2 protein-coding genes are annotated in these 17,068 nt (G+C 43.8%); both read right to left on the bottom strand.

Annotation, left to right across the window (positions count from 1 at the left end):
• Positions 1–30 precede the first annotated feature (30 nt).
• Positions 31–4,803 carry a type I polyketide synthase gene (locus NYE38_RS07495; RefSeq protein WP_340802887.1) on the bottom strand — a complete coding sequence of 1,591 codons (4,773 nt, stop codon included), beginning with the start codon at positions 4,801–4,803 and terminating at the stop codon, positions 31–33.
• A complete protein-coding gene (locus NYE38_RS07490) occupies positions 4,803–17,060 on the bottom strand; it encodes an SDR family NAD(P)-dependent oxidoreductase (protein WP_340802889.1) in 12,258 nt (4,085 codons plus the stop codon). Before NYE38_RS07490 ends, NYE38_RS07495 begins: the two co-directional genes overlap by 1 nt.
• Between the last annotated feature and the right edge of the window lie 8 nt (positions 17,061–17,068).

The raw sequence follows: 17,068 nt of genomic DNA, 5'->3' as shown, positions 1-17,068 counted from the left end.
TTACAAATGGCACTGCCGCAAAATGATAAACTAATCCTGCATACGCTCCAGCGCATAATCTGCTTCCTCCGCAGTCAGTTCGCCCGCTTTTAATTGTCTGAGGAGCTCTTTTACTCTCTCGTTCTTTCCATTGGAATCCGCTGTTGCACGAGTCTGTGTCTCCGCGGAAAACGTTTCTTTTTTACGAATGGTTACATCCTTCAAACCTGCAAGTCTCTCTCCGTGTTCATTAAGCAGCTGAATATCGTAAATAAGCTCGGATTGACCTTTTTGGCCTGTTTTACGCGCATAAGCCCAGCATTCTGCTGAAACTTTTTTCCGAATCGTAATCTCTCCTATTGAAAAAGGAACATAAACAGATGCCTCTTCTCTTCCGTCGGTAATTCCGAACAAAGATTGCAGAGCCCCATCAATTAAAGACGGATGCAATGTATAATTTTCAAGAGCATATGCGGCTTCTTTTGGCAGCAATAAGTGTGCAACCGCTTCCGTTCCGCCGCCCCATAAACGTTGAATCGGCTGAAAAGCGCGCCCATACAGGAACCCGTTTTCCCGAAAATACTCGTAACATTCATCTTGTTCACGGACAAAAGCACTTCTGTTTATCATCTCTTGTCTGTCGATGTTCTCTATATCATCATCACTGTAATGATGATCATAATATAATTCCCCCGTCACAAATCCAGTCCTTACAGCAGCATCCTCGTCAGGTGACATGTTAAATAATATGCTGCCGTCTTTTACGGAAATGTGAGTGTAAATGGTCAGGCTCTCTTGCAAAAGCATGGCCGGTCTGGCAAATATCACGTTTTTTAAACGAGTGACCTTTTTCTTTCGATATGACCGCGTTCCCGCTGCGCATGCCATTTCAAGAAAAGCAGCTGCCGGGAGAATGCTCTTGTTTTTTACAATGTGGTCTTTTAACCAAATCTCTTTTTCTCTTAATGTCGTTTTAAAAAACTGCTGTTCCAGAGTAGATTCATTCGAATCCAGAAGCGGGTGCAGTGAAGACTGTTGCGGCAATGTTTCCGGAAATATTGCACTTTGGCTTCCAGGCACCCAGTAAGACTCCTCAGCAAATGGATATAAAGGAAGCTTGACCTTTTTCGGGGTATATTCTTCATATAACTCTCTCCATTGAATATCAGCCCCGAAAGACCATAATTTTGCAAGAAGATTCAAGTCCTTTGTCTCCATCATCACCTCGAGGAATTTATCTTTCATCTTTTGATCATGAAAGATAAAGACTTTATCAAAATCTTTCGTAACATTGCCTTTGTATACGCCCTCTCCAATTGTTCCTTCAGTCCAGAAAGTTCTCAGCTTCTCCTTAAGTTCCGGCAAATCGGAAGCTACAACAGCAAGTCTGTCTTCCATCGGTTCCCTGCATGTCTGCAATGTAAAAGCGATATCAGCTGCCGAGGCCTTTGTCTCCCGCTCTGTGAATTGCAGAAGGCGCCGGGCGTATTCTTTCAGTCTGTCTTCATTTTTGGCAGAGAGAACTGCGGCAAACGGACCGCTTATTGTTTGTGTGTCAGCATGGTTTTGATATTCTTCCACAATGACATGGGCATTTGCTCCTCCCGCTCCGAACGAACTGATTGCTGCTCTCCTGTTGGAGGCGCCTGATTCTTTCCGCCACTCTTCTTCTTTCCGCTGAACGTAAAAAGGCGTCTTTTCAAATCGGATATTTTGGTTCAGCTGTTCCGAGTGAATGGATGGCGCCAATTTCTGATGCTTAAATTGTAAAAGAACTTTTGTAAGAGCTGCTATACCTGCAGCAGACTCCAAATGTCCGATATTAGACTTCACTGAACCTATAGCACAAAATTGTTTATCATCCGTAAATTTCTCAAACGCTTTTGTCAATCCTGCGATCTCAATCGGATCTCCGAGCGAGGTACCCGTTCCGTGTGCTTCCAAGTAGCTGACGGATCGCGGACTGATGCCTGATTTCTTGAAATTTTCAGCAATCAGCTCAGCTTGTGCATTCGGGTTCGGAACCGTAAATCCATTGGTTTTTCCGCCATGATTTACAGATGTTCCTTTAATCACTCCGTATATATGATCCTGATCAGCAATTGCTTTTTCCAGAGGTTTCAACAGGACGGCTCCCGAACCTTCTCCCGGGACATAGCCGTCTCCGCCCTCTCCGAAACTTCTGCACAATCCTTCGGTGGAAACAAAATTACCTTGACTCAGCCAAAGGTATTTGCTGGGATGTATGGACACATTAACGCCGCCCGCAAGCGCAATTTCACTTTCCCCTCTTTTAATGCTCTCACATGCCAAGTGAATGGCCGTCAGCGATGATGAACACATCGTATCCAGTGCAATGCTCGGGCCGGAGAGATTAAAAAAGTATGAAACCCTGTTCGCAATAGATGAAAAGAAGGAACTGAGCGCGATCGGATTGCCCCGCGCAGTTTCTTCTGCGCCGAATAATTGATATTGTCCGTACATGGCTCCGACAAACACACCGGCTTTCATACCGTCAAGCTTCTCTTTTGTATATCCTGAATCTTCAAACGTATGCCAGGAGGTTTCGAGAAAAATTCGCTCCTGAGGGTCCATCAGCTCAGCTTCTTTATGAGAAATGTGGAAAAACAGCGGATCGAATTGATCAACACCGCTGATAAAACCGCCCCACTTACTGTTGATTTTCCCCTTCTCCATTCTGTCGGGACTGTAAGTCGATCTGAAATCCCAACGTTCCTCGGGGATTTCAATAATACAGTTTTTCCCTCCGGCAATGTTTTCCCAGAACTCCTCAAGAGTATCGGATTTCGGATATCTTCCGCTCACACCGATAATGGCAATATCCTCACCCGGCGGAACCATGCTCGGTGCAGATGCAACCTTCTGCTGCCGGTGCTGTTTTTTACTCAGATTTTCTCTTTTCTTCGGCACTCTTGTTACCGGAGCTGCCCCTGCGGCCTTAAGCACTTTTTCTTTAAAAGATGTTAGGAAGAAGTTTGAAAGCTCTTCAATGTTCTGATATTCAAAAAAGATTGTTTTTGGAAGATCCCCGAAAGTATCTTCAAGCTTTGAAATAAGTGACATGATCATAAGTGAGTTGATTCCGAATTTCTCAAAAGAGTCTTTCGCATTTATTTTATGAGATTGGATTTTCAAGACACCGCTGATGATCTTGATTAAATAGTCATTGACTTTTTCTTTCGCAGCATATTCCTCTTCTTCATCGTGTTCCGCCGTGAGTGTATCTTGATCTGCTGCAGCTGTATTTCTATGAATCGCTAGCGCTTTTATCATTTTATCCCGCTCTCCTTCTGCAGGCATTAAGCTGGTAAATGAAGACCGCAGCATTTTCAGAAACGCTTCCAAAACAGAGGAAGTTCGCATCGGAGTCATTCCGTATTTTTCTTTTATTTGAATGATTCCATTGCTGTCGAGACTCATCCCGCCATCTTTCAATAACGGCCAATTGATTGAAAGGGTTTTTCCGTTTCGGGAGAGCTGAGATCGAAGCACTGCAAAACTGTCCATAAAATGATTTGCGTACGCATAGTCACTTTGGCCGGCATTTCCGTAAGCGGAAAAAGAAGAAAAGAGAACAAAAAAATCAAGATCTTCGTCTTTTGTCAGCTCATCCAGCCAGATTGTCCCGTAAACTTTCGGGTTCAGTACGTCCGTAAAATCACTGAGACTTTTATTTACAAGAAATGAGTCACGAAGGATGCCGGCAGCATGAATGATCCCGTTTATGCTGCCGTACCGCTGTTTAACGCCGAAAATGAATCGCTCTGTCTCGGTTCGATTTGTTATGTCCGTCCGCTGATATTCAACAATAGAGCCGCTCTCATTAAGCTTACTGATCCGTTCTTTTTGATCAGCTGTTAAAAAAGAACGGCCTGTAAGTATAATCACGGCTTGGTTTTCTTTAGCGATGTGTTCCGCAAACAGCAGCCCGAGTTTTCCCGCTCCTCCGGTAATGATATATATGCCGCCTTTTTGATACGTTACAGATCCGTTATCGTGTTCCGGATTATCAATATGCTGCAGCCCTTTCACATAACGGGTATGTGAGTCTATTAAAACCTCACATTCATCGGATTGAAAGTGCTGTATTTCACTGATTGCAGCATCCCACACCTTGGAAACCGGAGGATTTATCTCAGAATGCTCATGGCGAATCTGTATGGTTTTCGCTTTAAGCTTGGAGCTTTCCATGTTTACCGTTTTCATGAACCCTCCGACAGCTTCATGAAACGGCTGATTCAGACCGCTTGTCCAATAAATATGCAATAACGTAACAGGTTCGTTTCTTCGCATTAAAGCTTTTGATAATAAAAAGAGCGAGTTTATCCCTCTGCGAAGAGTTTCGTTAACGGATTCTTCAGTGAATTCTCTGATTTCTCCGTTCCATAAATAAAGCACGACATCAGGTGTAAATCCGTTTTCAGCCAAATCAGACAGCAGCATTTCGACATGATTTTCATCAGAAGGATTGATTGTGCATCTATTCCGCTCAATTCTATAATCAGAATCGGGCGTTACGAGAATGACACGGTTATGTTCTCCATTCATCATCTCGGCATGCTGAAAAAGACGGTTATCCTGATCAAAAATCAGCATATTTCCCGGTGCCTGCTGATTCGGCCTATCAATGTTATTTGTCCTTACCCATTCGTTCTTAAAAAAAATGGTTGGGGACGGAGCTTGTGATTCCGGCTCCGCCTTTTTTTCCATTTGTTCTTTTCTGTAAGTGCGAATTAGCTCCAGTCCTGCATCAGGAGACATTTGCTGTTCTTCAATTAAGGAAAGTATTTGTTTGATCTGCACTATTTTCCCTCCAGCAGCTGATAAACTTGGTCAGCAGAAAGTTCACCGTTTTTCAATCGTTCTAATAAGAAGAGAATTTCCTGATCTTCATTTTTACGTCCTGCGGTTAATTCTCCCCCGGTCACTTTTCTGACAGAAAAGTCTTTCATGCTCACGGCTATTTCGCCGCTCTCGTTAATAAAATCAATGTTATACGTATAAAAACCGGTTTCTTTCACCGAGACATGGCATCGGGCAGTAAGCGCCCTCTTAATGTGAAGCTCTCTAAGTGAATATGGAACAAATAAGCCCTCTTTCTCATTATCTCTTAACAAAAATGCCGCCGCTTGAAAACCGCCGTCAATTAATGAAGGATGAAGTGTAAAATGTGAAAACCCGTTCGCTAAATGAGCAGGAAGCTCCAATTCTGCCATTAACTCCATATCACCGCGATATACGGCTTTCAATGTTTGAAAACTGCTATGATATGTCAGGCCCATACGGCTGAAGCGGTGATAACACTCTTCCCGGCTTATGACCGGCTCACTGCTGCGTATGAACTGATCAATATCGACATACTCAGGATTGCTGTTTATGTCTCCGAATACTGTTTCACTTTGTGTGCAGATTTGCTGCACGCCATCCGGACCCTCTTTACATATCATTACGTTCAACTTATCTTGTTTCATTTCCAAGTCGGTATAAATGTGCAGCGTTTTTCCTTTATATAATATAGGTCTGTTCCACATCACGTCTTTTATTTTATATACTTTACTTTCTCCGCTTATTTCCGCACAAACAAGAGCCATTTCAAGCGAAGCGGCTCCTGGCAGCACATAGTCTCCTGAAACAAGATGATCAGTGACGAAAAATTCAGTTCCGGAAATAACAGTTTTAAATGCTTGTTTCTTTAATGTTGAGACATTCTCGCTGATTAATGGGTGAAGACTTTTACTATTAACCTCGCTTTTGTTCTTTTTCGGAGTAAACCAATAACTCTCTTTTGCAAACGGATAAGTTGGCATCGGCACTCTATTCAATTTCTTATTGCCGATTGTCTTCCATTCAAACTCGGCTCCATTGGCCCACCATTGTGCGAGCAGCTCCTCTTTTCCGCTTTGAAGAGCCTCCTGAATCATATATTCAGAAACAGCTGTGCGCTCTTCAGTGATTTCGCTTATAAATACGCCTTTTTGCACCTTGCTGTCATCAAGAAAGCTGACGTATTTATCTCTCAGCTCAGTCAGACTCGCTGCACATACGGCAATTCTTTCGTTCATTGCTTCCCGGCCGTTTTGCAATGTAAATTCCATGTCACTGGCATTAACGGTCATGTCACCGGCAATCACGCGATCCAAGTACTGAACCATATGCCGGATATACTCAAGTAATTGATCTTTGGTTTTCGCAGATAAAACAAAAATATGTGTGTTACCGTTGTTTTCCGGCACTTCTTTTTGAGGTTCCCTATATTCCTCTAAAACAATATGCGCGTTCACACCGCCGAATCCGAATGAGCTGACGCCTGCTCTCCTCGGCAGATCTTTGTTCTCTTCATCTTTTATCGGATTCCACTTTTGAGCGGTTTCTGTGATATAAAATGGCGTATTTTCCAGTTTGATGTATGGATTGAGTTCTGAAAAATGGGCGAGTCCCGGAAGTTTGCGATATTTAAAAGCCAGTAACACTTTCATCACTCCGGCTATTCCGGCAGCGGTTTCGAGATGGCCGATGTTTGTTTTCACAGACCCGATTCCGCAGCATTTCTGTTTCGCAAAAGGAATGTCCCATTCTTGATATAACGTTTTAAATGCCTTTATGATGCTGTTCACTTCAATCGGATCGCCAAGACTTGTCCCTGTGCCATGCGCTTCTATATATCCCGCAGTGGCAGGGCTGACCCCCGCCTTCCGCCAAGCTTCGGTTAATAAGTCCGCCTGTGCGTTCGGATTCGGAGCTGTCAAAGAATTGGCGCGGCCGCCGTGATTTACAGCTGATCCTTTAATCAAACCATATATATGATCACCGTCTGCCTGTGCTTTGCTGAGCGGCTTGAGCAATACTGCAGCCGCCCCTTCACTCCTTACATAGCCGTCAGCGCTTTTATCAAACGTTTTGCACTTTCCGTCTTTGGAAAGCATACCTGCTTTATCAAAAGCTATAAACAGAGTAGGACTTGTCATAATATGCACTCCGCCTGCAATCGCCATTTCAAAATCGCCTCTTTGAATCCCCTCAGCCGCACGATGAAGCGCAACTAACGAACTTGAACAGGCAGTGTCAATCGGTTCGCTCGGACCCGTCAGGTTCAGCTGGTAAGAAATACGATTTGCCAATATACAATGATTTAAACCGGTTGCGGTCTGCGCCTGAACAGAGATGCCATTTTCATTCAGACGTTCAGCATAATCCGTTGTGGCGACCCCTGCAAACACCGCGGTTTTCGTCCCTGCCAAATCAGACGGCTTATAGCCCGCATCTTCTATTGTTTTCCATACAGTCTCCATAAAAATTCTTTGCTGGGGATCCATTAATTCTGCTTCGGCGGGAGAAATCCCGAAAAACAACGGATCAAAACTGTCAGCGCCTTTGATAAATCCGCCTTTTTTTATTTTTGTTCTATTGACGTCCCTGATCGGATCGCCGTCAAACTCTTTCCAGTCCCAACGGTCTTCAGGAATGTCTGTAATCATATCCCGCCCTTTTTCAATTCCTTCCCAAAAGTCATCCAGCGTATCTGTTTGGGGGAAACGGCCGCTTATTCCCACTATTGCCACCGGCTCATTTATATGTCTTTCCTCTTGCCTAGTTTTATTTTCAGGCTCAGGGGAATGTTCATAAGATTCCGGCGGAGGCGTGCTGTACAATGTTTTTTCGTCAGCTGCAGAAAAAGATTCTGTCTCAGCAAAAAGGATTTCTCCGTATTCCTCGATTACATAATCAGTCATTTCAGCCAGTGAATTGCACTCAAAGAAAATGGACGGCAATAATTCCGTACCATATTGTTGATTGATTTCATTTCCGAGTCTGGTAAACGTAATAGAATCAAATCCGTACTCGCCGAATGAAGTCTCTTCTTCTATTTCCTTTCTGTCAATCTTCAAAATACTTGACATCATCTTTGCGATGCCCTCAATCAGATTTTCTCTCCGGTCTTTCGCCGCAGATTCATCTGAAGAAAAAGAACCGCAGAGATGAAGCTCCTCGGAATACTCACTCTTTAAAAACTCAAGAAGTTCATTAAAATCAGTAAGACCGAAAAAATCTGACGGCATCATTGATATTCCTAATGACTCGTTTAATTCGCTGCCCAGCATTGTAAACATAATTGAATCAAATCCGTATTCACTTATCGGCAGTTCAAAATCAAATTCCCGTTCTTCAATTTTTAATACGCCGGTGACGATGCGCGTCAAAGTGCTTTTTAAAGATTCAGTTATTGACAGCTCTTTCGGTTCGTGATTTTCGTCGGCGATTGCCGGGTCACTTTTTCCGCTGTCAATCGTTATCATTCGTTCCAGCTTTAATTCATTACCGCTAAATACCATTATTTGATGTTCACACCCTGTCATTGCTTGATCAAATGCTGCAAGGCCTTCCCGTTTTCCCAGAGGCAGCATTCCGAAACGGTCATAAAGGAACTTCTCTGAATGAATATCAATTCGCATACCGCCTTCTTTCCATAAAGGCCAATTCATCGAGACTGTTTTTCCAGGTTTATTTTCCGCCGCTCTCATTTCCGCAAAATAATCCATAAACCGGTTTGCATAAGCATAATCGGTTTGTCCCGCGTTCCCGATTATTGCGCTGATAGATGAAAACATTACAAAAAAGTCCAGAGGTTCTCTGTCTGTATACCGGTCAAGCCATATCGTTCCGTAAACCTTGCTGGCCAAGACTGAATCGAGATCCTCTTCACGCTTATTGATGAGTAATGAATCTTTTATCACACCGGCGCTGTGAATAATTCCTTTAACAGGACCTAATTTGTTTTTGACGAGGTTTATCAGGTTATTGACATTTTCCTTATCAGAAATATCGGTTCTTACATAAAAAACCTCTGATCCGTTTTTTTCCAGCTCTTTTACATTGCTTACGGCTTCCTCAGAAAGCTCTGACCTGCCGATAAGGACAAGTTTTATTCTCCCTTTTCGCACAAGATGTCTGGCGAAAATCAGTCCCAGACCGCCCGTTCCTCCTGTAATGAGGTAAACTCCCCCTTCTTTTACTTCCATCTTTTTGGGGGGCTCGGCACTTTCAATTTCTGCAGAGTGCTTGACCTGCCTGATTCCATCTCTGTATCTGATTTCTGAAGTATCATCGCTGATGATTGTTTCTTTCACAAGGTTTTTTAATTCAGGCAGACCGGTGTTCAGCTGTAACTGAATTTCATCGCTTTGTATTTCAATATTTTTACCGGACAACATTGGATGTTCTAAATGAAGTGACCTAAAAAAGCCGCTGATTGCCATTTGATAAGGTAAGATTTGATTTTCCCTTGTGAAAAATACATGTGATATCAGGATTTTATGTCTTGGGATTGTTGCTAGCAGAGCTTTCGTTACATTGAAAACCGGCAAAACAGCCTCTTCCAGCTTTTCATGAATGTTCTGCTCAATTCCCGTTTCAGGGCACATCCCGATTAAAATGACGCGGTCAATTGTCACTTGTCTTTCTTTAAGAATCGCCAGCAATTTCTGATAGCCGTCAAGTTTGACGCTGTTCAATTCAAAGGAATCAGCTCTTTTTTCTTGAAAACTGCCGCCATGGCGGACAAAGATCATGTTCAAGCCGATATCTTTATATGCCTGGCGGATCAGCGGTTCTGATATATCCCGACGGAGTGAAATCACAAGGCAGCTGTTTAAACCGCTGGCTTCAGGCTGATGAAGCAGAGGAGCCCGCTTCCACATATCAGTGTAGTACTTAACTGAATGCCGCTCATCCTGAGTCTGCGGTGCAGCCCTTAACGCCTTCAACGCTAAGTTTTTTATTTTAAGACTTACAGATCCGTTTTCATCCATAAATAATATATGAAACCTTTTGACATCATCATGTTGTCTTTCATCGGCAGCTGTAATGTAAGCATAGCCGTTTGCCGAAGGTGCATGAAGAATCTCCAGCTCACCTAATTCAAAAGGCAAATATGCGGTGTGATCCCCTTCTTGACGGGACGTAAACCCGGTTGTGGATTGAAAAATGCCATCCAATAAACACGGTTCCAGCAGCGTGCCGGATTTTTTATGAATGCTCTCAGGAAGTGATATTCGTGCAAGAACAGCATTTTCATGGATAAACAGCTGTTTTATTACCTGAAAACTGGTTCCATAGTCCAAACCGCTCTGCCGGAAATCCCTGTAACACTCAGCGCCGCTGATTAATCTTTTCTGTCCGGTTAACCAGCTGTCCAATTGAAAACGCTCTGTTTGAGAGGCATCTTGATCTCCGCATGTGATAATGTTTCCTTGGCAATGAACTGCCGCTTCAGGTTGCATATCGGTTTTCACCACAAATCTGCCGTCTTTTTGATTCGGCAGCAGATCTATCATTATCGTCTTTTCTTTTTCAACGTTTATCGGAACCGCCCATACAACCTGACTCAGTTTTATGACTGATTTTCCGTACAGCCTCTCTCCCGCTTCTCTGGCCGCTTCGATGATTGCCGCTCCTGGCAGAACCATATTCCCATGCACAACATGATCTTTTACATAATATTCAGAATCAGAAAGCGTTTTATAAAATCGGCACTCACCTGCAGAAAAATCAAATAAAGGAGCTTTATCAGCTGTTGATTTTGATTGCGCCTTATTTGACACCCACAGTCTGTTTTTTAAGAAAGGGTAAGTCGGCAGGGTAATTTTCGCCGGTTTTCTGCCGGTGCGGAAATCTTCCCAGCTTAAATTGCCTCCTGATACCCAGAATTCAGCCATTTCGGCTAATGTGGTTCTGCCGGATTTGAGCGGAAGATCCGATTGCTGCTGTCTGCGTTTATGATTCAGTTTTTTCCCTCTAAATATTTCGTGATCGTCAATTCCATTATAAAAGTGATTTAATTTCAACATCAGATCATCGATATTATTTGAAATGACAGCAAGCCTTTCCGGCATGGCTTCACGCCCTTCAAGAAGGGTATACGCAATATCAGAAAGGTGAAGCGGCTTGTTTGTTCCCGCTTGCTGCAAAAACTCGCCCTGTTGTTGACGGGCCTTTTGAAGATATTCCACCAGCTGTTTTGCCGATTCCCGTAAACTCAGTGAATGCTTGGCTGAGAGTACGATAAGTTCCTCACTTTCCTCACAATCCGTATAACAGTCAGCAGCAGACTCATACTCTTCCACAAGAATATGAGCATTCGCCCCGCCCGCTCCGAAAGAACTTAATCCCGCACGCCGCGGATATTTGCTGTCAGAATGTTTTTCATTCGCGGGTTTTATCCAGTCGGCGGTTTCCTGCTGAAGGCAAAAAGGTGTCTCTTCCAGATAAAGATCCGGATGCACCCGTTCAGCATGCAGTGTTGCGGCTATTTTTTTATACTTCATTTGTAAGATAATCTTTGTCAGGCCGGCAATACCCGCAGCCGCTTCGAGATGACCGATGTTAGATTTAATCGATCCGAGAGAGCAATATGAAACATCTTCGGTATAAGCTCTAAACGCCTTGGTCAGGCCTCGGACTTCAATCGGGTCACCCAGCGGCGTTCCAGTGCCGTGGGCTTCAATAAAGCTGACACTTCTGGCGCTCCAACCGGCCGCTTTAAGAGCTCCTTGGATTAAATCGGCCTGTGCGGCAGGATTAGGCACCGTATAGCCATTCGTCTTTCCGCCGTGATTAATTGCCGTTCCTTTGATGACGGCGTACACAGTATCATTATCACGTATGGCATCTTTAAGCGGTTTAAGAATAACGGCCCCGACACCTTCCCCGGGTACGAAACCGTCGCCGCCTTCTCCAAAACTTCTGCATTTTCCCGATTTTGAAAGCATCCCCATCTGACATCGGTATAAATAGTCAGAAGGATGAAGATACAAATTTACTCCTCCCGCAACCGCAACCGAGCACTCACCTTTTTTTAAACTTTGGCAAGCCATGTGAATTGCCGTTAAGGATGAAGAGCAAGCCGTATCTACAGGGACACTGGGACCTGTAAAGTCAAATGTGTAAGACACTCTGTTCGCGAGAGACCATGGGAACGAATTTGGAAGTACATCGTTTTTGTCCGTCGGTATTCTTTCGCCGAGCAGCTTGTAAGAATTGGTCGTCACTCCCGCAAATACACCGACATGTTTTTCGGTCTGCTTTCTCAACCCTTCAATGGTATATCCCGAATCTTCAAATGCTTTCCACACGGTTTCGAGAAATATTCGTTCCTGAGGATCCATCGCTTCTGCTTCTCTCGGCGATATTTGGAAAAACAAAGAATCAAATGATTCAGCGTTCTTTAAAAATCCGCCCCATTTGCAATAAATTTTCCCCTCATGCGCTTTAGCGGGGTCTGGATCATAGTAGGTCTCATAATTCCAACGTTCCTTCGGAATTTCTGTGATTGCGGTTCTCTCTTTTGATAGAAGTTCCCACAATTCTTCGATATTTTCAGCCCCGGGATAACGGCCGCTGATACCGATTACCGCTATCCCGTCAAGATGTTCTTTTTCCTCCGCCGCAGGTGCAGTGATGTTTTGTTCCGGCCTGGCAGGGGTAATGCTCTGAATCTGTTTTCCTTTTTCCTCCCGTGAAAATAAACGCCCCAGCCGATCCGGATATTCCTTTACAAGATGATCTGCTAAATCTCTGATTGTATGAAATTCAAATAAAAGCGTTTTCGAAATTGCTCCCAGTGACTGCTCCAGCTTTGTGTTGCATTGATGAATCATAACCGAATCCATTCCATATTCAGCCAGATGCACATCTTGATCGATCTCTTCCCGTTCTGCACCGACCTCAGAGGAGATGATATTGGTTAAAAACAAAACTGTCTGATCCAAAATATCGCCTTGGGCCAAAGGAATGGCACTGCCTGTCTCTGTTTCGTCCGTCAAAAATCTCTGCCGCATAAATTGTTCAAAGCGCTCATGATCACCGCAGACTGCAATATTATGCAGCTGACCCGAAGTTACAATCCGCGAAAACCATTGCGTTCCGTCTTCAGCAGGAAGTTCTTCGAGCCCGGAACCATGAAAAAGAGACGTCCGCCCTTGACCTGACAGGTTCGCCCCCATTCCGATGTCTTTCCATAAAGGCCAATTGATTGTCAGCGTACGGCCGCTGCGCAGAGAATTTTGCCGTTTCCATTCCCGATATTCTGCAAAATGATCTAAAAAGCCGTTTGCATATGCATAATCACACTGGCCTTCGTTCCCTGCAATAGAGACGACTGAAGAAAAAACGGCGAAAAAATCCAATTCCAGCGACTTCGTTGCATGATCAAGATTCAACGCACCATGAACTTTCGGAGCAATCACCTCTGAAAGTTCCTGCTTTGTTTTTTGAAAAAGCAGCGAGTCTCTGATAACTCCTGCGCAATGAATGACGCCATGAAGACCTGCATGCTGATCGGTAATACCGTCAATCATTTTTTTTACCGCTTCTTTATCGGATATATTCGCCTGTATATAATAAACCTTGGCTTTAAAGCTGTTCAGGTATTCTAAATGTTTCTGCTTATCTCCGGTTAAAGCAGATCGCCCCGATAGAATAATGGTGGATCTTTCAGTTTTCGCGCAATATTCAGCGACTTTACTGCCAATCCCCCCAAATCCCCCTGTAATTAAATATACTTTATCTTTTTCAGGGTATTGAATGGTCTTTGTGTATGTTTCTCTCTGCTTCTCTAACATCCGTGCATATCTTACGCAGCCTCTGTAAGTGATATGAATATGCCGATCAGGTGCTGTGTTTATTTCTTTATAAAGAATGGCAGCCTTCTCTGAAAATGAAACGGCTGCAGAATCATGTTCAAAGCAAACCGTCTTACAATGCAGCTGCGGATATTCTTGTTTTACCGATTTTAAAAAACCGTTCACACCTTCAAAATACGGCAATTTTTCTTTTTGATCTGCGCTGAATGTATAAATGAACGTTACTTTGTTTATAAGGTTCTCGCTGATTAAAGCCTTAGTCAGATAAAACACGGAATAAATTCCTGATTCGAGTGTTTCTTCCAGTTCAGGCTGTTTTTCAGACCACGTATGCAAAATTGCATCAGGCGCTGCGCCTTTTTCTTTTAACAGACGAATGACACTTTGATAATCATCGGGACGCTGCCTGTTGATCGTGAAAACACTATCGCTTATCTGCTCTAAACGGTCACCGGGCATAATAAGATATGCGGACGTATTCTCTCTTTTTTTCATCTCTTCAAAATAGTCTTTATTCTCGGAGAACAGCAAAATAGTACAGGCTTGTCCGCTGTCCGCTTCATTCTCAAGTGCGGTTTCTTTCCATATCGGCGTATAAAGTGCCTGATTCTTCTTTGCTGAAAAAGCCGCGTCTGATTTTACCTGCTGAGGGTTTAAAGAAAATTGACAGCGCTCAAACGGATAAGGCGGAAGCGGGGCTTTTCTTTTATGATAGTCACCTAGTTTCGCCCATTCAATCTCTTCTCCTGAAAGCCACATTTGCATAAATGAATGATAAAGAGCCTCATCAGCTGGTTTGTCCGCTTCAAAAGCAGCCGCTTTGTTTAGTTTTGCTGATGGAGGGAGCGATCCGAATTGAAAAACTGAAAACTCAGAAATACCCACATCCGGCTCCGTTCCCTTTTCTTCCGTGTGAAGCGGCATATGATCAGCTATCTCCTGAGACACGGCATCCATTTGATTGTATTCTGTCATCAACGGAAAACGATCCTTATCATAAAAATCTGCCGGCTGCTCATTCATACAAGCAACAGCCTGTTTAATTCCGTCTTGCTTTTTCAATAACATGCTCAGAAAAAGTTCTTTAGACAAAATCCCTTCATCAAGTAAATTTAATATTTCCAGAACATAATCATTATTAAAGAATCCATCATAATCTGTTAAATCCCATCTCTTATACAGTCTTCTCATAGAGGCAAGGATAGCCATGATCGCCGCTTCCTCATCAGCCGGCAGTGCGTTTCTTTTATCCGCCGTGCGATTCACAATATAAGATAAAATCTCGATTTCCTGAGTCTTTCCCGCTTTATCCCACTCTTCTAAAAACCCTTTAAACGTATATTGGTGCTCAAGAAGCAGCCGTGTTTTCCCGTACAGGCGGTCTGCAAAATCAGCCGGGAAGCTCAGACCGTTCAGCAGCATCCTTACATATTCTTCATTTAATCGAACCGGCGGGTACGTTTTTGAAGTGTACGGATTGACAAATGGAATGGACGGCGGCTCACAGGATAAGTGCGAAGGTTTTTCAGCGCCTGTGATGACAGAAATGGCCTTTTCAATTTTGATGATACCCGCTGCTGCAAGAGCGACGTAATATCCGTCTCCGGCGCCTGTAATGAGGCTTGGCTTAAAACCGGATGCCAGGATACTTTTTATGATTTCCGTATTGATAACTAAAGAATACAAGCGGATTTTCTCAGGCGTCCATTTTCTTTTAAATGAACTGTGCAATGTCGGTATACCCTTCAGCACCGGCCTTACGTTCTTTTCTAAATCAGGGAACACCCGTTTCAAAACGGCAAATTGTTTATAACTTTCCCATTTGAAGTCACCGATGGCAAGCGCCCATTCAGAATCTTGTTTCCTCCGAAAACTCAATCCCTCTTTAAGCTGATTTTTAAATTCCTCCTTGCTGCCTGCCAATAAACCAGCCCTGTAATCAAACGATGTCCTCCCTGTTAAAAGGGTGCTGCTGATCACTTCATTTGATATTTTGCAAAATTCCTCTGAATCGTCAGCAAAGGTTCTCCAATGATGTATCATTTGTTTCATGCTTTCTTCACTTTTAGCGGAAAAAAGGAAGGGTACCCTTCCTTTTCTGTCAGATTCGTCTTTTGTATGTATAAATTCTTCGATGATGACGTGAGAGTTGACACCCCCAAAACCGAAGGAGCTGATTCCCGCCCTGAGCGGAGCCCCGTCTGCCGCCTTCCAATCACTTGAATCAAGTGCCGGCCTAAACGGTGTTTTTTCAAACTGTATAATTGGATTTACCGTATGTACATTCAGGCTTTTCGGCACCCTCCGGTGTTTCATCATCATTAGAACTTTTATCAATCCGGCCATTCCCGCCGCTGCTTCTGTATGACCGATATTTGTTTTCACACTTCCGATCCTGCAATATTGAGTATCCTCAGTATATTGCCGATACGCTTTTGTCAATGCTTCTATTTCAATCGGATCGCCCAGAGATGTTCCTGTGCCATGTGCTTCTACATAAGAAACCGTCGCAGCATCGACAGCAGCGTTGTGTAAAGCTTCTGAGATGACCCGGCTCTGCGCTTCTGCTCTGGGAGCGGTTATGGAACGGGATTTACCGCCATGATTAACAGCTGTCCCTTTTATGATCCCGTATATATGGTGACCGGCTTTTACTGCATCACCAAGGCGCTGCAGCAATACAACGCCTGCCCCTTCTCCGGGAACGTACCCGTTCGCCGCTGCGTCAAAGGTTTTACATTTGCCGTCAGGACTCAGCATTCTGGCTTTGGAAAAAGAAATATATTTTCCGGGTTGGAAATTCAAGTTTACTCCCGATGCGATTGCATAATCGCTTTCTTTTGTCCGCAATGACTTAACCGCTTCATGTAAAGCAACAAGCGACGATGCACAAGCGGCATTTACAGACATGCTTTTTCCGGTCAAACCGAATGTGTATGAAAGCCGGTTGGAAAGCATAGCTTCGAAACTTCCTAAACAGGCGTAACTGTCGATTTCCGATTCAGCATGACCTGTCTGCCGGTAGTCAGAATTCATAATACCCGCAAAAACAGAAGTGGTTTTACGCTGGAGATCCTGCAAAGAAACCCCGGAATCTTCGATGCACCGCCAAGTTTCTTCTAAAAGGATTCTTTGCTCAGGGTCCATGTTTTTCGCTTCCCGGGGAGAGATATTAAAAAACTTATGGTCGAAATGGTCAGCTTTATGAATAAAACCTCCCCACTTGCTGATTGTTTTGTTCGGTATACTGATATCGGCTGAATAATAAAGATCGGGATTCCACCGTTCAATCGGCACTTCCCGGATGGAATCTTTGCCGCTATTTATGTTTTCCCAGAATTCATGATAATGATCTGCATCGGGGAATCTGCAAGCAACCCCGATTATCGCGATATCCGCACTCTGTTTATTCAAATGAACCATTGGCCTCC

The organism is Bacillus sp. EU63, from assembly GCF_038592915.1.
GTDB lineage: Bacteria > Bacillota > Bacilli > Bacillales > Bacillaceae > Bacillus > Bacillus velezensis.
Note: the sequence above shows the minus strand (reverse complement) of the source record. Positions and strands in the feature narration are given on the sequence as shown.